Consider the following 20535-nt stretch of genomic DNA (forward strand, 5'->3'; position numbering starts at 1 on the left):
GTACCCCCGCCCAGGCCTGCCTCAGCCGTGGTCGACGCTCACCGTCACCGGCCCGAATCCGACACGGGTCGTCGCCGCATCCTCGGCCCAGCACACCTCGACCGTGTCCCCGTCGACGTTCACCCCGCTCACCACCGCGTCGAGCGCGGCCGCGCCGGGCTCCGCGGTGAGCGAGGCGAGCGCCACCAGCACCACCGTGCCCTCCGCGTCCGCGCCCAGCCGGGGCAGCACCGCCCAGCGCGTGTACGCCGTGCCCTGCGGGGCCCGTACCTCGTCCCGCGACTCCCAGCCGTGCAGACCGTGCAGGGCCGACGCGACCGCGGACCCGGGACCGGTGGCCCAGCCCGTCTGCTCCACCCGGGCGCCGGACGGGGCGCCCAGCACCCGGTGCACCCGCAGTTCGTACCGGCCGCGGACCACGGTCACGCTCTCCACCCGCAGCCCCGGCACCATCGGCGCGCCGCCGGCGAACACCGGCCGGTGCCAGGAGGCGGCCCAGCCCCAGCCGTCGCCGCCGCCCGCACCGAGCGGACGGATGGCACGGCGGCCGCTGCGGACCCCGTCGACCACGACGGCGAGATGGTTGTCGGCGGCGTTCCCCCGCGCGGTGGGGCCGGTGACCGTCGAGTACGACTGACGGCTGTACAGCGGGTCGTCCTGCACCGCCGACTCGCCCTCATGCGGCCGGACATGGTCGCTGCCGTGGTTGTGCAGCCGGACGATGCCGTCCGCCCGGGTGGACTGGACGAGCAGTCCCGGCGCGGGCAGCGCGAGGACCCGGTCGGGCCCCTCGCTCGGGGCGGGTTCCTCGGTGGCCGTCCACAGCGGATGGTCCGCCGGGGCGAGCAGCGAGACGAAGGCCTTGGACGCCCAGTAGGGGGAGGACGGGCCCGAGTAGGACTGGAGGGTCGCGTCGTGCGGCCCGTGCCAGCCCAGGCTCAGCAGCCCGTCGGTGCCGGTCGCGCCGCGGTCCAGGAAGTAGCGCAGCGCCCCGCTGATCACGCGCCGGGACGCGCCCGGCGCGAGCGGGGTGTGCCCGGTCAGCGCGCCGAGCCCGACCGCGGAACCGGCCGCGAACCGGTAGGACAGCGAACGGCCGAAGTGGATCGGCGCCCCGTCCCCGCCGAACAGCAGCGAGAGGCTCTCCAGATGCTCGCTCAGCCGCGCCCCGTAGTGCGCGGACAGCTCGGAGTCACCCGACAGATGGGCGTCCAGCACCGGGTAGAGGTGCAGCGCCCAGCCGTTGTAGTGGTCGAAGGCCCGGCCGTCGCCGTCCGCGTACCAGCCCTGCCCCCGGTACCAGCCCTCCAGGAGGTCGAGTGCCCGCTCCCGGGCGCGGGCCGTCTCCGCGTCGCCGCGCCCCACCGACTCCAGGAAACCGGCCACCGAGTAGGGGAACAGGTACCAGTTGTTGGGTGCGGGGGTGTGCCGCAGGGAGCCGCGCAGCCACTCCTCTGCACGGTCCTGCACGGCCGGGTCCAGCCGGTCCCAGAGCCACGGCCGGGTGAGCCGCAGTCCGATGGCGACCGAGGCCGACTCCACCATGGGCTGGCCGAACACGGAGTGGTCGCGGATCAGCGGCCAGGACTCGGCGTCGTCCCGGCCCGGCGTACGGGTACCTGCCGCGAGCCCGTCCGCGTACCGGTCGAGCCAGCCGTGCGGGTCCTTGCCGTCCGCGCCCGCGACCCGGAACGCGGCGGCGAGGAAGGTGCGCGCGTAGCCCTCCAGGCCGTCGGAGCGGACCCCGGACGCGGAAGGGCGTCCCGGCAGGTCGAGCAGCGCGCCGCCGGGGGTGGCCCACTGCCAGGCGGCCTTCAGCAGTCCGTCCGCCGCCGCCTCCCAGTGCGCGCGGGTGTAGCCGGTGACCGGGCTCGTCGACCGGTCGTCGGCGGGGAGCTCCAGGGGGGAGTTCGGGTGCGGTCGGTTCATGCGAGGAATGCCAGCCTTTCGCGTCGTACGGGATGGGCGAATCCGTCGCCCGCGGCCCAGCGTTCGGTCTCGCCCACGGCCAGATCGACGAGCCGCCGCCACTCGTTGCCCTGGGAACCCGCGAGATGCGGGGTGATCAGGGCGTTCTCGCATTCCCACAGGGGGTGTCCGGCCGGCAGTGTGTCGGGGTCGGTGACGTCGAGGACCGCCCGGATGCGGTTCTGCAGCAGGACGTCGGTCAGCGCGTCCTGGTCGACGACGGCGCCGCGCGAGGTGTTGAGGAGCACGCCGTCCGGGCGCATGGACATCAGCAGTTCACGGCTGACGAGTCCGTGGGTGGCGGGCAGCAGCGGGGTGTGGACGCTCACCACGTCGCTCCGCGCGAACAGTGCGCCGAGCCTCACCGGCCGGACACCGAGCGCCTCCGCCTCCGCGTCGGAGACGTACGGGTCGTGCAGCAGCACCCGGAGGTCGTAGGGGCGCAGCAGCTCGATGACCCGCCGGCCGATGAGCGAGGCGGACAGGATGCCCACGGTCCGGCCGTAGTTGCCCACCTCCGGAGAGGTGGCCAGCCAGTTGCCGCGGTGGCGTTCGGTCCGGTAGTCGCGGGCCCGTTCCAGGGCCCGTTTTCCGGAGAGCAGGATCATCGCGACGGTGTACTCGGCGACCGGCAGGGCGTTGGCGGCGGCGGCCGACGACACCTCGATGCCGCGCTCCCAGCAGGCCTCCGTGATGTGCCCGCGGACGCTTCCGGCCGTGTGCACGACGGCGCGCAGCCGGGGCGCCGCGGCCAGTGCCGCTCCATCCAGGGGCGGGCAGCCCCAGCCGGTGACCAGCAGCTCCGTGTCCGCGAGCACGGCGCGGGCCCGGTCGGTGGTGAAGTCGTCGAGCACGGGCAGCGGCGCGAGGTCGCACACCCGCGAGAGTGCCTCCAGGGACGGGGCGTCCAGCAGGGCGGCCGCGGCGTCCGGCTTCATCGCGACGGCGGCACGCGGACGGCGCCGCGCGGCAGGGGTGGTGGGGGTGGTGCTGGGCATCTTTCTCCTGGTACGGGGACGGTGTTGCGGGTGGTCCGGCTACTTGACGGCGCCCGCGGTGAGCCCCGACTTCCAGAAGCGCTGGAGCAGCGCGAAGGCGAGGATCAGCGGCAGGACCGCGAGCAGCGAACCCATGATCACCACGGGGTAGTACTCGGGCGAGACGGTGGCGGAGCTGTTCCAGGTGTACAGACCGAGGCTGACCGGATACAGATCCTGGTCGGAGAGCATGACCATGGGCAGGAAGAAGTTGTTCCAGATGGCCGTGAGCTGGAAGAGGAACACGGTGACCAGACCCGGCCCGAGCATTCGCAGCGCGACCCGGAAGTACGTGGTCAGCTCGCCGGCCCCGTCCACCCGCGCCGCTTCGAGCACCTCGTTCGGTACGTAGCCCTGGCTGAATATCCGTCCGAGGTACACGCCGAACGGGTTGAAGAGCACCGGGATGAAGACCGACCAGAAGGTGTTCACCAGACCGGTGCCGGACGCCATCAGATAGAGCGGCAGGGCCAGTACGGTCTGCGGCACCATCACCGCCGCGAGGACCAGGCCGAACAGCTTCTCCTTGTGCGCGAAGCGGTACTTGTCGAAGGCGTACCCGCAGGCGATGCTGATCAGCGCCCCGAGCGCCGCGCCGAGGACCGCGTACAGCAGGCTGTTGCCGTACCACCGGGTGTACAGCCCGCCGTCCATCGCGAACAGGTCCTTGAGGTTCTGCGCGAAGGAGAAGTGGTCGAGCGAGAGCACGTTGCTGCCGAACAGCGCGTCCCGGTCCTTCGACGCGGCGAGCACCAGCCACAGCACCGGCAGCAGTGTGTACAGCACCGAGATGCCGACGACCAGGTTGACGACGGAGCGCCCCAGGAGCCGGGGCCGCAGGGTGGCGGCGGTGCGGGTGGGAGTCGTCACGCTCATCGGGCGTCCTCCTCGGGGGCGTTGGCACGGTTGGTCCAGCGGGTCACGCCGTAGGAGAGCGCGATCGTGCAGACCAGCAGGACGACGGAGGCCGCGGCGGCCAGTCCGTAGTTGTTACGGGTGAACGCGGCGTCGTAGACGTACATGCTGGGCGAGAAGCGCGAGCTGATCATCGGCGTCGCCTGGCTCAGCAGCATCGGTTCGGTGAACAGCTGCAGCGCGAAGATCAGGGTGAACATCGCGACCATCACGACCGAGGAGCGCACCAGCGGCGTCTTGATCTGGAGGGCGGTGCGGACCGGTCCGGCGCCGTCGACGACGGATGCCTCGATGACCTCGCGCGGCACGGCCTGCAGCGCGGCGTAGAAGACCACCATGTTGTAGCCGAGGTTGCTCCACAGCGCGATGTTCACGATCGAGGGCACCACCGTGTGCACCCCGAGGAGGTTGATCGTGATGTCCGCCTTGCCGAGCAGGTCGATCACCGGGCTCAGCCCCGGTGTGTAGAGGTACAGCCAGATGACGGCGGCGATGATGCCGGGCACGGCGTGCGGCAGGAACAGCCCGAGCTGGGCCCAGGAGCGCAGCCGCACCACTCCGGAGTCCAGCAGCAGCGCGAGCGCGAGCGCGCCGATCACCATCAGCGGTATGTAGATCACGCAGTACAGGACGACGGTGCCCAGGCCGCTGAGGAAGGTCGGGTCGGTCAGTACGGCGGTGTAGCTGCGCAGTCCGACGAAGACCGTGCGCTCCGGGCCGAAGCCGAGCCCCGGCTGGTCGTCGCTGAAGAAGCTGAGCCAGACGGCGGTGGCGACCGGGATCAGGAAGACCGTCACCAGGAGGATGAAGAAGGGGGTCATCAGGGCGCCGGCCGCGCCGAGTTCACGGCGGCGGGCGGACTTCCGGGGTGTGCACGGGGACGGGGTGGGTGCCGGCGCCGCCGCGGTGACGCTCGCGGGGGCGGAAGCCGGTGTGGTCACCGGGCTGGTCATCGGTGTCACCTGCCTCTCTGCTGCAGGGAAGGGGGACGGACTGCGGCTCAGCTGCTGTGCTCGGTGGTGGCCAGGCCCAGCGCCCTGAGGTCGGGCATGGTGCCCTGCTGGGCCGCGCGCACGGATTCGAGCAACGAGCCCTGGCCGCCGCTGACCCGGGCGAAGCCGTCCTGCATGACTTTCAGCGTGGCGGTCATCCGGGGCCCCCAGGTCCAGCCGTCCCGGATCTTGTGCGCCTCCTGCTCGTACAGGGTGTAGATGTCCTGGCCGCTGTAGTAGCTGCGGTCGAAGGCCTCGCGGTAGACGTCGACGAGTCCGGGGACGGCCGGGTACTGGCTGCTGGCTCCGCTGGAGAGCCGGGCCCGCAGCGCGTCGGGGTGCGAGACCTGCCACTCGATGAACTCCAGCGCGGCCTCCGGGTGCCTGCTGCTCCTGGTGACCGCGAAGGTGGATCCGCCGTGGGTGCCGAGCGCGGCATCGGCCGGATCCCACTGGGGGAGCGGCGCGATGGCCCACTTGCCCTTCTGGCCGGGCCGGGCGTTCATCTGCGCCCCGGCGTCCCAGGCGCCGCTGAGCCGGACCAGCACCTGGCCGTTGCCGACCTGGGCGTCGTACTGCCTGCTGTCCACGGGTGTCATGAAGACCAGGTCCTGGTCGATCAGCCGCTGCCAGTACGCCGCCACGCGGCGGCTCGGCCCGTCGGTGAGCGAGACGTTCCAGGCACCGTGGCGGGTGTCGAACCACTGGGCGCCGGCCTGCCAGGAGAGCCCGGCGAACTGCGGCCCGCCGTCCGTGGCGAAGGCCGTCAGCCGCCGGCCGGGAGCCTTGCCGCGCACGGTACGGGCCGTTTCCTCGAACTCGTCCCAGGTGCGCGGGACTTCGATGCCGTAGGTGTCGAAGAGGTCGGTGCGGTAGTGCATCACCATCGGTTCGACGTCGAGCGGGATGCTGAAGACGCGTTTGTCGAAGGTGGTCAGTCCCAGGGCCTGCGGCAGCAGTTTGGCCCGTAGCCCGTCGCTCATCAGGTCCGTGAGTTCCAGGGGGACTCCGTCGATGGCGAAGCCCGGGATCTGGGGGTACTCGATCGTCGCGACGTCGGGGGCGTTGCCGGCCCGGGAGGCGTTGCTGAGTTTCGCGTATCCGCCCTGGCCCCCTGAGGGGATCTGCTGGAAGTCGACCTGGACCGTGCTGTGCGTCCGGTTGAACGCGTCCACCACTTCCTGGCTCCCGCGCAGGGCGGACCAGAAGGTGATGTGCGTGGCGTTGCGGCCCTTGTTGCTGACGGTGCTGGTCCTGCTCGTGCTCCCCGACCCCGATGTCCCGCCGCCGCAGGCGCTCAGCGCGCCCGTCAGCGGCAGTGCGGCGATCGTGGCGAGCACGGATCGACGGCTGTGTCGACCGGGCATGGGCGCCTCCCGCGGCTCCTGAATGAAGACACGGGGAATCCTGATCGGCTGATCGGAGGCGGTCAATAGATCGCTCAGAAGAAAATTGAAGCGGTCAAACGATCAGTCTGTGGCGAGGGTGATCGCCTGCGCCGATCCCCGTACCTTCAGCTCGGGCAGCAACTGCGTCCGGCGCACCGGGCCGGCCGCCCCGGCCGCTCCGGAGAGCCGGTGGAGCAGCAGTTCGGCGGCCGCCCTGCCGATCTCCGCCTTCGGCGGCGCCACCGCGGTCAGCGGGGTGCTGCCCAGGGCCGCGACCACATCGTCGTACGCCACCACCGAGCAGTCCCGGGGCACCTGCACCCCGCTCTCGGCCAGCCGTTGCACCAGCATCAGCGCGTCCACGTCGCCGTGCAGCACCGCCGCCGTCGCGCCGCGCTCGCGCAGCAGCGCGGCGAGGTCGAGACCGGGCGCCTGGGCACTGCTCACGGACGGGGCACCGGGCACCGGCCCCGACTCGTCCGGGCCCGGTCCCGGCACCGCGTCCGGCGAGCTCAGCACCACCGTCCAGTCCTCCACCTCGGGCCGGCCGGCCGCGATCCCGGCGAACGCGGCACGCACGCTGCGTGCCGTCGGGCTGTCGTCACGGGCGGCCAGCACGATCCGGCGGTGCCCCAGCGCCACCAGGTGCTCCACGGCCAGGTGCGTCCCGTACCAGTGGTCCGAGCAGACGGAGTCCAGGGCGTGCAGGGCGCTGCCCGGCCGGGGACGCCGCTCCATCAGCACGGTCGGCACCCCCACGTCCGCCAGCCAGCCGTAGTCCAGTTCCTCGGAACGCGCGTTGCGCCAGCGCGGGGCGATCAGCAGCCCGCGCGCCCCGTCCGCCAGGGCCCGCTCCACCAGCGGCCGCTCGGCACCGGCCGACTGCGGTGCGATGTGCAGCGCGATACGGATCCCGGCCTCCTCCAGCACGCTCCGGGCGCCGTGCAGCGTCTCGTACAGGTACGAATGCCGCTCCGGCACGACCAGGGCGACCGCGCCGCCCTCACCGGCCGGCTCACCTCCCCGCGGGGCCGGCACGGCGGCCGCGGCCGGCTCCCGCAACGGCCTGGCCAGGCCGTGACCGCGCCGCAGCCGCCCGGCCCGGGTCAGCTCCTCGACATCGCGCCGCACCGTGACCACCGAGACGTCCAGTTCGGCGGCGAGCACGCTGACCTTGACCGCGCCCCGCGACTCCACCACCGCCATGATCCGCTGACGCCTGAGTTCAACCGGCTCCCGCATGCTGCTGGCCCCCTCGCCGTACCGCTGCGCGTTGTGCGTTTGAACGCTTCGTGTGAGCGCTTGGAGCGCAGCATAGTCATGCGGGTTCCCCGGCTGGGTGCGGGCCGAAAATCATGGCACATTACGATCTGTTCCTGGCATGGACACTCTCACCCTCTGGCAACTGGCGGCACTGGCCGCGGCATCCGCGCTCGTCGGCTTCTCCAAGACGGCCGTCAGCGGTGCCAATACGATCAGTCTCGCGGTCTTCGCGGCGGTGCTCCCTGCCCGCGAGTCCACCGGAGTGCTGCTCCCGATCCTCATCGCCGGTGATGTGCTCGCCGTGCTCACCTACCGCCGCCACGCGCACTGGCCGACGCTGCTGCGGCTCTTTCCCGCCGTCGCCGTCGGCGTGGTGGCGGGCACGCTGTTCATGATGTGGGCCGGCGACGCCGCCGTACGGACCTCGATCGGCGCGATCCTCCTCTTCATGGCGGGCGTCACGGTCTGGCGGCGCCGCACCGCGGCCGGGAGCGCGGAGCCGTCGGCGGACGCGGGCCCGCCGGCCGCGGCCGAACGGCTCAAGGCCCGCTCGTACGGGGTGCTCGGCGGCTTCACCACCATGGTCGCCAACGCGGGCGGCCCCGTCATGTCGCTTTATCTGCTCTCCGCCGGGTTCCGCAAGCTGGGCTTCCTCGGCACCTCGGCGTGGTTCTTCCTGATCGTCAACACGTCCAAGGTGCCGTTCAGCGTGGGCCTCGGACTGATCGACGCGCGGTCGCTGCTGCTCGACGCCTGCATGCTGCTGTTCGTGCTGCCCGGCGCCTGGATCGGCCGGAAGTGCGTGGACCGGATCAACCAGACGCTCTTCGAACGCCTCGTCATCGGGGCGACCGTGCTGGGCGGTCTCCAACTGCTGCTGAACTGAGGGCGGCCCTCCCGGATCGCGGTGATCCGGAAGGGCCGCGGCCGGCGGTGGCCGGTGGATCAGATGATCCCTTCCTCGATCTCCGCCTGCTCACGGGCGTTGCCGTACGCCGACGGCGTGCTGTACGAACGCCGTGCGACGAACCACCACACGGTGGCCAGCACCAGCACGGCGACCAGCGCGATCGACGCGTAGTTCATCGAGTCGATCGTCACCGGCGACGACTGCGGCAGCAGGAACAGCACGGTCACGATGGCGACCCACACCACGGCGATCCAGCCGACCGGCTTCGACCAGCGGCCCAGGTGCCAGGGCCCCCGCTCGAAACGGTCACCGGCACGCAGCTTCAGGAAGATCGGGATCGCGTAGGCGGGCGTGATGCCGATGACGTTGATCGCGGTCACCGCACCGTACGCGGTCGCGGAGTACAGCGACGGAACGGCGAGCAGTCCGGCGACGACGACCGACAGCCACACCGCGTTGACCGGCGTCTGCGTGCGGGAGCTCACCTTGCGCCACAGCGCGGAGCCCGGCAGCGCGTTGTCCCGGCTGAAGGCGAACACCATCCGGCTGGCGGCGGCGACCTCGGCGTTGCCGCAGAACAGCTGCGCCGCGATCACGATGAGCAGCATGGCCGTGGCGCCCGAGGTGCCCAGCGCGTCGATCAGGATCTGGGCCGGCGGAACTCCGGTGGCGCTCTTCTGGGTGCCCGCGTAGTCCTGGATCGCGAACGTCAGCCCGGCGAGCAGCACGAATCCGGCCAGCCACGAGACCCAGATCGAACGGACGATGCCGCGTGGCGCCGAGACAGAGGCGTCCGAGGTCTCCTCGGACAGGTGGGCGGAGGCGTCGTAGCCGCAGAACGTGTACTGGGCCAGCAGCAGACCGATCGCGGCCACGTAGAGCGGGTTCTCCCAGCCGGTGTCATTGACGAATTCGGTGAAGACGAACGACGGCGACTGGTGGTGCGCGGGGACGATGGCCAGCACGGAGACGATCACCGCGACGCCGGCCAGGTGCCACCACACGCTGATCGAGTTGAGCACGCTGACGAGCCGGACACCGAAGAGGTTCAGCACGGCGTGCAGCAGCAGGATGCAGAGGAAGATGACCATGGTCTTGCCCGGGGTGGGGGTGAATCCCCACTGCAGATTCATCAGCGCACCGGTGAACAGCGCGGCGCCGTAGTCGATACCGGCGATCGCACCGAGCAGCCCGAGCAGATTCAGCCAGCCGGTGTACCAGCCCCACTTGCGGCCGCCGAGCCGGTCCGCCATGTAGTAGAGCGCCCCGGACGTCGGGTACGCGCTGGTGACCTCGGCGAGCGCCATGCCCACGCAGAGCACGAACAGGCCGACCCCGGCCCAGCCCCACAGCATCACCGCGGGCCCGCCGGTCGACATACCGAAGCCGTACAGGGTCATGCAGCCGGAGAGGATCGAGATGACGGAGAAGCTGATGGCGAAGTTGCCGAAGCCGCCCATCCGCCGCGCGAGCACCGGCTGGTAACCGAGTTCGCGCAGCCGCTGCTCCTCGTCCCTCGGTGCGTTGGCCTCGGAACCCGTATGGGTCGAGGTGGATATGGACATGGGGGACCTCCGTGAGCGGTGATCTTGCTGGGGACAGAAGAGGGCGGTGCGGGTCCCGGCTCAGCCGTGCGGTCCCCGGCCGGGGTCGCGGGCCGCGGCCAGGGCGCGGCTGCGGGCGCGCAGGAACACTTCCTCCGCGCCGCCGGGGTCCTTGGGCGTACGGGTGCGGTACGCCCAGGGCAGCGAGGTGAAGTAGGGCCCGAGCTCCTTGAACACGGGTGCCGCGTCGGCGAACTGGAGCGCGCCCCACAGCGCGTGCGCCAGATAGTTGAGGTCGAGCAGGGTGTGGGTGGGCGCGGACGTGCGAAGGAACCAGATGTCCAGAGCGCGGACGGCGTCGCGCTCTGCGTCCTCGGTGACCCAGTGCAGGTCCAGAGCCTTCTCATGGCCGCGTTCCCGGCGGTAGCGCTCGACTCGTACGTACAGCGGAAGCACGTGCAGAGCGGAACCGTCGGGCGCCGAGGAGGCCGCCCACTGAACGAAGTTGACCGCTTCCGAGAGGGCGCCCCCGGCCTTGCGGGCATAGACGAACTGCAGCATCCGGTGGTAGGCCTCACGGTTGAACGGATCGCGTTTGTCCGCCTCCGCCAGCAGACCCCACGGGCCCGGAAAGAGCATGGGCCCCGGCGGATGCAGCCGGTGCTCCTCCAGCCGCTGGCGTTCGTCCAGCTGCGAGAGGGCCAGCAGACACACCCAGGGCACCGGGTCGGCGGGCGAGGCGTGGGCGGCCGAGCGGCACGCCTCCCAGGCCTGCTGCCACAGCTCCTGTGCGCGGCGATGTCCCTCGCGGTGGGCGCGGACGGCCCGCTCCACGACGACGCGGGCGTGCATCACGACGGCCGCGACGCTCCGGGGCTCCTCGGTCAGCCAGGCCTGTACCGCGTCCGAACCCGCGGCGACCGCTCCGAGCACCTGGGTGCGCTGGGTCCACCGGGCCCAGTCCGCGGTGCTCTCCAGCAGATTCCGCATGGAGAGCCAGCGGCCCGTCCGTAAGTCCTGTAACGCGGAACGGAGTTCGTTGTCATGGCCGGCCGGATGGTAAACCGGCCGAAAATCACTGTTGGCCATGGATGCCCTCTGGGCATGGTGTCGGTCGCATCGATCCTCAAGGACGTGGGGGGTGAAGTAGCTGTTGAAATATGAACTGCTTTAAATCGTCCGGTTGTTGCTCGGCGGTGAGTGTAGAGCCCGCTGCGTCGAACTCCCGAATGATTCGTGGATCTTATTCAAGTCTCTTGAGGAAACGGGAGGTTGAGCGTCAAAGGGGGGTTCCGGACATAGCCTTTCCGGGTGCTTGACGTAACCGCTGGGCTGCACCACCCTGGGTTCCCGCAACCGAAGATCACGATTCCGTTCAAGCGCCGGAGCTTGCGTACGACTGGGGAGCCGATGACAGGTCCGGTACTCGCCGTGGACCAGGGGACCTCCGGCACGAAGGCGCTGGTGATCTGTCCGGAGCGCGGCGTGATCGGTTCCGGTTCGGCTCCGGTGCGCCCCCGGTTCGGCCCCGGCGGAGTGGTCGAGGCCGACCCCGCCGAGCTGTACGGTTCGGTCGTCGAGGCCGGAAAGCGGGCTCTGGCCCAAGCGGGTGAACCGGTGGCCGCCGTCGGCCTCGCCAATCAGGGCGAGACCGTGCTCGCCTGGGATCCGGACACCGGGAGTCCGCTCACCGACGCAATCGTCTGGCAGGACCGGCGGGCCGCCGGCTTGTGTGCGGAACTCGCCATGCATGAAGAAGAGTTGAAACAACTCACCGGGCTTCCCATGGACCCCTATTTCGCCGCCCCGAAGATGGCCTGGATCCGCCGTGAACTGACCCGCGAGGGAGTCGTCACCACCAGCGACTCCTGGCTGGTCCACCGGCTCACCGGAGCGTTCGTCACGGACGCGGCGACGGCCGGGCGCACCCAGCTGCTCGATCTCGACCGGGTCGGCTGGTCACCCGCCGCCCTGGACATCTTCGGCCTGGGCGGCGAACGCCTGCCGTCGGTGGTGGACGCCGCCGGAGTGTTCGGAACGACGACCGCGTTCGGGGGCGAGCTCCCGCTGACCGGCCTCCTCGTCGACCAGCAGGCCGCCCTGCTGGCACAGAGCGCCCTGGAGCCGGGCGCCGCCAAGTGCACGTACGGCACCGGCGCGTTCCTCCTGGCCCAGACCGGCCCGGCGCCGCGCCGCAGCACCACCGGACTCGTCAGCTGCGTGGCCTGGCGGCTCGGCGGACAGACCAGCTACTGCCTGGACGGACAGGTCTACACGGCGGCCTCCGCGGTGCGCTGGCTCACCGACCTCAAGGTGATCTCCGGAGCCGCGGACCTCGACCCGGTCGGCGGCTCCGTCCCCGACTCCGGGGGCGTCACCTTCGTACCGGCGCTCGCCGGGCTCGCCGCCCCCTGGTGGCGCGGCGACCTGCGCGGATCGGTGACCGGACTGAGCCTGGACACCACCGCGGGCCATCTGGTGCGGGCCCTGTGCGAGGGCATCGCCGCACAGGTCGTCGAGCTGGCCGAAGCGGTCGCGGCCGATCTGGGAGCGCGGCCCGGCGTGCTGCGCGTCGACGGCGGGCTGACCCGCTCCGCGCTGCTCATGCAGACCCAGGCCGATCTGCTGCAACGGCCCGTCGAGGTGTCCGCGCTGCCCGACGTCACGGCGCTCGGCGTGGGCGCCGTGGCCCGGCTCGGCCTCGACCCGGGGCTCACGCTCCGCCAGGCCGTGCCCGACTGGGAACCGGCCGCGGTGTACGAGCCGAGGATCGGCCCCGACGAGGCGGCCGAGCGCCTCGCCGGATTCCGCGCGGCCGTCGACACGCTCCTGGAGCGGTCGTGACCACTGCCGGGGGCCGCCGGTGAACCGCACCGTCACGACGGCCGGGCAGCCACTGCCCGACGGCCCGCCCTACGACGTCACGGTCATCGGCGCCGGAGTCGTCGGCACCGCCATCGCCCGTGAGCTGGCCCGCTACCGTGTCCGCACCGCTCTCGTCGAGGCCTCGGACGACATCGGCAACGGCACCTCCAAGGCCAACACCGCCATCCTGCACACCGGGTTCGACGCCGTGCCCGGTTCACTGGAGGCCCGGCTGGTACGCGAGGGGCAGCGCAGACTCGCCGGATACGCCGCAGAGACGGGCATCCCCGTCGAACGTGTCGGCGCCCTCCTCGTGGCCTGGGACAGCGAACAACTCGAAGCGCTGCCGGCCCTGTTGGCGAAGGCCGAGGCCAACGGCTACCACGCGGCACGGCTCCTGGACGCGGACCGCCTCGCCGAGCTCGAACCCCACCTGGGGCCGGGCGCCCTCGGCGCACTCGAGATCCCCGACGAGTCCGTCATCTGTCCCTGGACCACCCCGCTCGCCTTCGCCACCCAGGCGGTCCTGGCCGGCGTCCATCTGCACCTGGACTGCCGCGTCACGGGCATCGACCCCGGCACCGGCATCCACACACTGACCACCAGCCGCGGCCCGCTCCGCACCCACCGGCTGATCAACGCCGCCGGACTGCACGCCGACGAGATCGACCGGCTGCTCGGCCACGACGCCTTCACCGTCACACCGCGCCGCGGACAGCTCGTCGTGTACGACAAACTCGCCCGCGACCTCGTCCGCCACATCCTGCTCCCCGTCCCCACCGCGGCGGGCAAGGGCGTCCTGGTGGCACCCACCGTCTTCGGCAATGTGCTGCTCGGCCCGACCGCAGAGGACCTCGACGACAAGGACGCCACCGAGTCGACCGAGGGCGGAATCGCGCTGCTGCGGGAGAAGGGCCGCAGAATCCTGCCGCGGCTGATCGACGAGGAGGTCACCGCCGTCTACGCGGGGCTGCGGGCGGCCACCGGACACGAGGACTTCCGGATCAAGGAGTACCCGGACCGGCGCTACGTCTCCGTGGGCGGCATCCGGTCCACCGGCCTGACCGCCTCCATGGCCATCGCCGCACACGTCACCGGCCTTCTCGCCCGGACCGGCCTCGACCTGGGCGACCCGGCCGCACTGCCGCCCGTCACCATGCCGGGCCTCGGCGAGACGAGCGACCGCCCCTACCTGAACGCCGGACTCATCGCCGAGGACCCCGCCTACGGCACCGTGGTCTGCCACTGCGAACGCGTCACCGCGGGCGAGATCCGCGACGCGCTGGACTCCGTGCTCCCACCGCGCTCGGCCGAAGGACTGGCACGCAGGACGCGGGCCGGCAACGGGCGCTGCCAGGGCTTCCACTGCGGGGCCGGGCTCCGCGCACTCATCGAGGGGACGCGGACATGACCCGTCGCGAGCGTACGGTCGACGTGCTGATCGTCGGCGCGGGCCCCGCCGGACTCGGCGCGGCGGCCGAACTCGGCTCCTGCGGGGTGCGGGTGGAGGTCCTGGAGCGCGAGCAGAGCGCCGGCGGCATCCCGCGCCACTGCCACCACGGCGGCTTCGGCAGCCGCCGCGGCACGAGCGGGCCCGAGTACGCCCTGCGGTGCACAGCCGCCGCCGAACGGGCCGGCGCCACCCTGCGCACCGGCATCACCGTCACTGGCTGGGCCGGACCGCGCACCCTCGACGCCACCGGACCGGGCGGACTGGAACGGATCACCGCCCGCGCCGTCCTCCTCGCCACCGGCGCCCGGGAACGCCCCCGCAGCGCCCGGCTCGTCCCAGGCACCCGCCCCACCGGCGTCTACACCACCGGGGAGCTCCAGCAGGCCGTCCACCTCCACCACCAGCACATCGGCACACGAGCGGTCGTCGTCGGCACCGAACCCGTCGCCCACACGGCGGCCGACACCCTGCGCGCCGCCGGAGTCGAGGTGGCCGCCCTGGTGACCGGCCACCCGCCCGTACCCCTCGCCGTGCTGCGCCGGGGCCCCGGCGCCCCGGTGCTCAGCCGCACCACCGTGACCGGGCTGACCGGGCGCGGGCGGCTCACCGGCGTCACGGTGCGCCACCACGACGGCCGCACCACCACGCTCCGCTGCGACACCGTGGTCTTCACGGGAGACTGGATCCCCGACCACGAACTGGCCCGGCGAGGCGCGGTCGCCCTGGACCCCGGCACCCGCGGCCCCGCCCACGACGCCGCGTACCGCACCGGCGCGGAAGGCGTCTTCGCCATCGGCAATCTGCTGCACGCCGTGGAGCGCGCGGGCACGGCGGCGGCCGAGGGGCGGGCCGTCGCCGCCCCCGTACTGCGCCACCTCGCCACCGGGTCCTGGCCCGCCGGCCGTACGGCGCTCACGGTCGAGGCCCCGCTGACGTGGATCGCGCCCAATCTCATCGGCCCCGACGGCGACCGGCCCCTGAACAACCGCTTCGTCCTGCGCACCGAGCGGCGGCTGACCGCCCCGCTGCTCGTGGTCCGCCAGAGCGGGCGGCTGCTGCACCGGCAGCGGCTGCTGCCGCCCGCCCGGCCCGGCGTCTCCCTCCCGCTGTCCGCCGACTGGCTGGACCGGGCCGATCCGCACGGCGACACCGTACGGATCTCCGTGCGCTGACCCCGCAAGGGGCCGGCGCCGCTCACCTCAGGGAATCAGCAGCCAGTCCGAGCCGATCGCCGCCACCAGCCCGATGCCCAGCAGCCAACTGCCCAGCCGGGTACGGCCGTTCCTGCTCAGCTCGATCACGATCCCGCACAGGATCAGCGCCAGCCCGTACACCCCGACCACCAGCACCGAGGACCGGCTCGCGATCCGCAGCCCCAGGACGACCGCCATCGCGGCCATGCCGACGGAGGACAGGACGATGCGCAGCCGTCTCGCCTGGCGCGGCGTCAGCCGCCGCTCCTCGGCGTCGGGTGTGGGTATCGGGGTGTCCACGGCCTGGTCCTGGTCAGAAGTGCTCATGACGCGGGATGGTAATAGCTTCGCGCGGCCCTGTTCACCGCTCTCGGTCAAGCTCTCGGTCAAGGGGAGGGAAAGGACGCGTGTCCGCCGCCCGCCACCGTCCCGGCTACCGGCGCCCGGCCCGCAGCCGCGGCGCCTCGACAGCGGCGTCGACGGGCTCCGCGCCCGCCTCCTCCACCCGCCCGGCCAGCTCCCGCGCCCAGCCGACCAGCGCACTGACACCGATCCCGTGCGCCGAGGGTCCGGAGGAGCCGCCGGAGTCCGCCGACGGGACCGCCTCGGACGGGCGCGCGCCCCCGGACATGCCGGCATCACCGCGCGCGGTGAACTCCGCGAGCGCGGCCGCGCCCCGCCGCAGCAGCCGCGCCCCGCCCGTCACATTGCCCCGGGCGGCATGGGTCAGACCGACTGCCAGCTGGGCCAGCCCGCGCCACAACTCCCTTTCCGCCAGGGGGCCCGACTTCCACGCGTCCTCGAAAACCTCATGGGCGTGGAACGGCATCCCGGCGTCCAGCAGCCGCTGCGCCTCCCGGACGGTCTCCTCCGGGGCACGGACCACACCCTCGGGCTGCCGCTCCACCCCCGGCGAGCCGTACGGCAGAGGGCGCCCCAGCCCGTCACGGGGGCGCGCGTTGTGCGCCCGGCCTTCGGTGTCGCGGTCCCTGCGAGTCTCGTCCACCCCTCGATTGTGCCCCGCACCTGCGGTGAACTCCCGGAACCACTGTTGGTGGGCCCCCGCGCACGACTATTCTCGACAGTTGTCCGTACCACTTTGGGGGAGGGTAGGCATGAAACCGTCCCGGCCGCTGTACGAGCGCGAACCGGAACTGGCCGCCGCCGCGCAAGCAGTCGACGCACTCTGCGGCGCCCAGGCGTCCGGCGGGTTACTGATCTTCAGCGGTGAAGCAGGCATCGGCAAGACAGCACTGCTGGCCGAGATCCAGGCCATGGCGATCGACCGGTGCACCGTCTGGTCCGCACGGGGCGGCGAGACCGTCACCTCCGTACCGTTCCACGTCGTACGCCAACTGCTGCAGCCCGCACTGGAACAACTCCCCACCGACGACGTCCGTGCCCTGTTCGGCTCCTGGTACGAGATCGCCGCACCCGCCCTGGGACTCGTCGAACCGACCGGCCCGCAGCCCGATCCGCAGGGTGTGCGCGACGGTCTCGACTGGGTCGTCTCACGGCTCGCCTCCCGGCTGAGCCACCGCCCGCTGCTGCTCCTCATCGACGACGCGCACTGGGCCGACGGCGAATCCCTCGCCTGGCTGGACTCGTTCACCGCCCGGCTCGGAGAACTGCGGGTCCTGGTCGTCCAGGCACACCGCCCGGAAGAGCTCGCCGCCCGGGAAGCGGCGCGCACCGCCGCGGGCGGCCATCCGGCACAGGTACGGGTCGCCCTGCGGGCCCTCACTCCGGACGCCACCGCGGAACTGGTCCGCGCGGGCCTCGGCGAACATGCCGACGACCCGTTCTGCCGCGAGGTCTGGGCCGTCACCGGCGGCAACCCGTACGAGGCGGTCGAACTCGTCGCCAAGGTCCAGGACCGCGAGCTGGCCCCGTTGGAGGAGTCCGCCGGGCTGCTGCGCGAACTCGGTGCGTCGGCCCGCGGCAGCGGACTCGTCGCCCGGCTCGAACGGCTCGGCACCAATGCCAACCGGTTCGCCTGGGCCGCCGCGGTGCTCGGCACCGACATCTCCCAGGACCTCGCCGCCACCCTGGCCGGAATGAGTCCCGCGGAGGCGGCGGACTGCACGGCCCGGCTGCGCGAGGCCCGCATCGTCAGCGGCTTCGACCCGCTGGAGTTCGTGCACCCGCTGATCGCCACCGCCGTGTACCGCTCGATTCCGCCGGCCACCCGCACCGCCATGCACGGCAGGGCCGCCTGGGCGATCACCCGGGCCGGTCTCGGCCCCGCCGCGGCCTCCCGGCATCTGCTCGAAGTCCATCCGGACGACGACCACGAGCTGGTCGAGCAGCTCCGGGCGGCGGCCAACCAGCACCTCGCGGTCGGTGCTCCCGAGGCCGCCCGCCGCTGTCTGGAACGGGCCCTTCAGGAACCGCCGCGCCACGATGTGCGCGCCACCCTGCTCTACGAACTGGGCTGTGCCACGCTGCTCAGCTCGCCGCCCACCACGGTGCAGCATCTGCGGGCCGCGCTCGACCTCCCCGGTCTCGCCGACGACCTGCGGGTCGACGCCACCTTCCGGCTCGCCGCCGCGCTGTCCCACAACAACCAGCTGAAGGAGGCGGCGCTCGCCCTCGCGGCGGAGGCCGAGCGCACCGCGCCCGGCCCCGGCCTGATGCGACTCCAAGCCGCGCACTTCCTCTGGGAGGGCATGCAGGCGACCGAGGAGGACGGTCCGGGCCGCTCCCGCAGGCTCGCCGCGAACGCCGACCACCTCGCCGGCCGGGACAACGCCGAGCGGGCCCTGCTCACCCTGCGTGCCTTCGACGCCATGCTGCGCGGCGAGAACTCCCAGCTGATCGTCGACCTCTGCGAACGCGCACTGGTCAACGGCCATCCCGCCCGCGGTCTCGGCTGGACCGATACGGAATGGGGCTTCGAGCTCCCCACGCTGCTCGGCATCACCTACGCCTTCACCGACCGGCTCGACCGCGCGGAGGAGCTCTTCGGCGAAGCGGTGCGCGCCTTCGAGATCTCCGGCTGGAGCGGCGCCCACCTGGCCTTCGCCCATACACTCCTCGGCCTGGTCAACCGCCGTCGCGGCCGCCTCGCGGAAGCGGAGGGCTTCCTGCGCGAGGGCCTGCGCCTCGCCGACCGGGTCGGCAGCGGACTGCCCGTCCACTGGGACGCCGCCTGCCTGCTCATCGACACCCTGCTGGCCCGCGGCCGCGTCACGGAGGCCCGCAAGATCGCGGACCAGTACCACTTCGGCCTGCCCTATCCCAGCGCCATGGTCCTCCCCGACGCCCCGTGCGTACGAGGTCGCCTGCTGCTCGCCGAAGGCCGTCTCAAGGAAGCCGTCACGGAGCTGGAAGCCGCTGGACTGGCCCTCGAACCGCGCGGCAGGTTCAACGGCATCTGGGGCCCCTGGGCCGGCGACCTGGCACGCGCGCTCGCCGACGAGGACCCGGCCCGCGCCGCCCGGATCGCCAACTGGGCCCGGGTGCACGCCGAGCGCTTCGGAACGGATACCGCGATCGGTGAGGCACTGCGCTGCGTCTCGCTCTTCGCCCCTCCGGAGGAGGCCGAACGCCTGCTCGGCGAGGCGGTCCGCCATCTGGAGGCGTCCCCGTCCGGCTACGAGTTCGCGGTCGCCCTCGTCGAGCACGGCATCGCGACCCGCTCCCCGCGAGAACTCGCGCGGGCGCACAAGCTGGCCACGGCCTGCGGCGCGGAATCCCTGGCGACCCGCGCCCAGCAGGCACGGGCGTCGATCCGGTCCACCGAGTGAGGTAATGTTTGTCCTGCGCAGCACCCCGGTGACACCGGGGGAGTCGCAGCGGGACGTGGCGCAGCTTGGTAGCGCACTTGACTGGGGGTCAAGGGGTCGCAGGTTCAAATCCTGTCGTCCCGACTGGTGACAGTCGTAGATCAGGGCCGGTTTCGGAGCAATCCGAAACCGGCCCTTGATCATTTCTGGGGACCAGCTGGGGACCGGCGTCCTTGAGAGCGCGGTGCGCGCGCGGCACGCTGAAACGGGCCGAGAGCGCCACCCCGGCGGCCGTGATTCTGCGTACACTCCGCGCCTGGGTCCCGACGCTGCGACAGGAGAGACTGTCGGTGGTGCGATCCCTGCCCACGGCATCTCTCCAGGAGCGTGCAATGCATTCCGAATCGTCGGAGTTCGACCACCTTCTGCACTGCGTCCCCGATGTCGGTGCGGCCACCGAGGCGTACGCGGCGGCCGGCCTTCCCGCGCACGCCAACCCGCCGCACATGGGGTTCCGGAACGGCGCCTGGCGGCTCGACGCCCGCTATGTGGAGATCCTCACCGTGGAGGACCGCGCCGAGTTCGCCGACTCGCCCTTCGGCCGGGCCATGGCCGGGTGGATGCCGCATGTGGACGCGCTCCTCGCCGCGGGCGGAGGTGCGCTGAACTTCGCCGTGCACGTGACGGACGTGAGCGCCACCGCGGAGCGGCTCCGCCGCGCCGGCCACGAGGTGGACCTGCATGTCTTCGCCCGTGAAGGCTCGCCGGTGTCGTTCACGGAAGCCGTGCTGAGGGACGCTCCCGCATGGGCGCCCTTCTTCATCACGTACACCCCGGACCGGCAGACGATCCTCGACCGGTACAGCGTGGGACGAGTCGCGCGCGGGCCGCATGACCTGGCCGGGTTCGTCATCGAAACGCCCCAACCGGCACTGTCCGCAGCCTGGTTGGGTGAACTGGTCGGCATCCCGGTCGACGGAGCAAGGAACGTGGTGCCCCTCCCGGGCGGGGAAGTGCACTTCACGCCCGGTCCCGCCGACGCGCTCACCGCCCTGCTGCTCACCGAGGGCGATCCGCCCTCGGTATCGGTCGCCGGCCTGGATCTCCGCCCCTCCGGGCCGTGATCCGCCGGACCGGCCACAGGCTTCCGCGCCACGCTTCAGCTGGCACGGATGTACGTGGGGATGCACGGGGTCTCCTGTGCCGCGCCGTGCCGTCTGCGCATATCCGGGTGCTGAGCTGAACCCTGCATGAGCAGGTCAAAGAGCGACTCGGTCAT

General features: G+C 72.0%; 16 protein-coding genes and 1 tRNA gene. 7 read left to right on the forward strand and 10 right to left on the reverse strand.

What is annotated here, in order from left to right; genetic code table 11:
- Positions 1–21: 21 nt before the first annotated feature.
- The 6 genes from ACIQM0_RS18510 to ACIQM0_RS18535 form a co-directional block, all read right to left on the reverse strand.
- Entirely contained in the window at positions 22–1929 is a 1908-nt protein-coding gene (locus ACIQM0_RS18510) for a DUF2264 domain-containing protein (RefSeq protein WP_401287698.1), read from the reverse strand.
- Positions 1926–2966, reverse strand: a complete 1041-nt coding sequence (locus ACIQM0_RS18515) for a hydroxyacid dehydrogenase (protein WP_401287700.1) — start codon at positions 2964–2966, stop codon at positions 1926–1928. The genes ACIQM0_RS18510 and ACIQM0_RS18515 overlap by 4 nt, the downstream gene beginning before the upstream one ends.
- Before the next feature lie 39 nt (positions 2967–3005).
- Positions 3006–3881, reverse strand: coding sequence for a carbohydrate ABC transporter permease (locus tag ACIQM0_RS18520; protein ID WP_401287703.1), 876 nt, complete (start codon positions 3879–3881; stop codon positions 3006–3008).
- A complete protein-coding gene (locus ACIQM0_RS18525) occupies positions 3878–4873 on the reverse strand; it encodes a carbohydrate ABC transporter permease (protein WP_401287706.1) in 996 nt (331 codons plus the stop codon). Before ACIQM0_RS18525 ends, ACIQM0_RS18520 begins: the two co-directional genes overlap by 4 nt.
- Before the next feature lie 47 nt (positions 4874–4920).
- Positions 4921–6279, reverse strand: a complete 1359-nt coding sequence (locus tag ACIQM0_RS18530) for an ABC transporter substrate-binding protein (RefSeq protein WP_401287709.1) — start codon at positions 6277–6279, stop codon at positions 4921–4923.
- Between the two features lie 102 nt (positions 6280–6381).
- Positions 6382–7542, reverse strand: coding sequence for a substrate-binding domain-containing protein (locus ACIQM0_RS18535; RefSeq protein WP_401287711.1), 1161 nt, complete (start codon positions 7540–7542; stop codon positions 6382–6384).
- A gap of 139 nt (positions 7543–7681) precedes the next feature.
- Here ACIQM0_RS18535 and ACIQM0_RS18540 point away from each other — a divergent pair, with 139 nt between their 5' ends.
- Positions 7682–8449, forward strand: a complete 768-nt coding sequence (locus ACIQM0_RS18540) for a sulfite exporter TauE/SafE family protein (protein WP_363026540.1) — start codon at positions 7682–7684, stop codon at positions 8447–8449.
- 59 nt (positions 8450–8508) lie between these two features.
- Here ACIQM0_RS18540 and ACIQM0_RS18545 read toward each other — a convergent pair whose 3' ends face one another.
- A complete protein-coding gene (locus ACIQM0_RS18545; protein ID WP_401287715.1) occupies positions 8509–10038 on the reverse strand; it encodes an amino acid permease in 1530 nt (509 codons plus the stop codon).
- A gap of 60 nt (positions 10039–10098) precedes the next feature.
- Positions 10099–11106: a hypothetical protein gene (locus ACIQM0_RS18550; protein WP_401287718.1), complete on the reverse strand. Its 1008-nt coding sequence runs from the start codon at positions 11104–11106 to the stop codon at positions 10099–10101.
- A 321-nt stretch (positions 11107–11427) separates the two neighbouring features.
- Between ACIQM0_RS18550 and ACIQM0_RS18555 the strand changes: the two genes are divergently transcribed.
- Genes ACIQM0_RS18555 through ACIQM0_RS18565 form a run of 3 tightly spaced genes read left to right on the forward strand, consistent with a single transcriptional unit; the run spans position 11428 to position 15507 of the window.
- The gene (locus tag ACIQM0_RS18555; RefSeq protein WP_401287719.1) at positions 11428–12861 is read left to right on the forward strand and encodes an FGGY family carbohydrate kinase; all 1434 of its coding nucleotides are present in this window, start codon (positions 11428–11430) and stop codon (positions 12859–12861) included.
- 19 nt (positions 12862–12880) lie between these two features.
- Positions 12881–14293: an NAD(P)/FAD-dependent oxidoreductase gene (locus tag ACIQM0_RS18560; RefSeq protein WP_401287721.1), complete on the forward strand. Its 1413-nt coding sequence runs from the start codon at positions 12881–12883 to the stop codon at positions 14291–14293.
- Entirely contained in the window at positions 14290–15507 is a 1218-nt protein-coding gene (locus ACIQM0_RS18565) for an NAD(P)/FAD-dependent oxidoreductase (protein WP_401287724.1), read from the forward strand. The genes ACIQM0_RS18560 and ACIQM0_RS18565 overlap by 4 nt, the downstream gene beginning before the upstream one ends.
- A 27-nt stretch (positions 15508–15534) precedes the next feature.
- Here ACIQM0_RS18565 and ACIQM0_RS18570 read toward each other — a convergent pair whose 3' ends face one another.
- Both ACIQM0_RS18570 and ACIQM0_RS18575 read right to left on the reverse strand, forming a co-directional pair.
- Positions 15535–15855 (reverse strand): hypothetical protein, encoded by a 321-nt coding sequence (locus tag ACIQM0_RS18570; RefSeq protein ID WP_401287726.1) that lies wholly within the window; start codon positions 15853–15855, stop codon positions 15535–15537.
- 106 nt (positions 15856–15961) lie between these two features.
- A complete protein-coding gene (locus ACIQM0_RS18575) occupies positions 15962–16534 on the reverse strand; it encodes a DUF309 domain-containing protein (protein WP_401287729.1) in 573 nt (190 codons plus the stop codon).
- Positions 16535–16643: 109 nt separating this feature from the next.
- On the opposite strand from ACIQM0_RS18575, the gene ACIQM0_RS18580 reads away from it, so the two are divergent.
- From ACIQM0_RS18580 to ACIQM0_RS18590, 3 genes are all read left to right on the forward strand, one after another.
- Positions 16644–19277 carry an ATP-binding protein gene (locus tag ACIQM0_RS18580; protein ID WP_401287731.1) on the forward strand — a complete coding sequence of 878 codons (2634 nt, stop codon included), beginning with the start codon at positions 16644–16646 and terminating at the stop codon, positions 19275–19277.
- A gap of 49 nt (positions 19278–19326) precedes the next feature.
- Positions 19327–19400 (forward strand) — tRNA-Pro (locus tag ACIQM0_RS18585).
- 248 nt (positions 19401–19648) lie between these two features.
- A complete protein-coding gene (locus ACIQM0_RS18590; RefSeq protein WP_363026526.1) occupies positions 19649–20380 on the forward strand; it encodes a VOC family protein in 732 nt (243 codons plus the stop codon).
- The last annotated feature ends 155 nt before the right edge of the window (positions 20381–20535 follow it).

Source organism: Streptomyces sp. NPDC091387, assembly GCF_044756945.1.
In the GTDB taxonomy this organism is placed as follows: domain Bacteria; phylum Actinomycetota; class Actinomycetes; order Streptomycetales; family Streptomycetaceae; genus Streptomyces.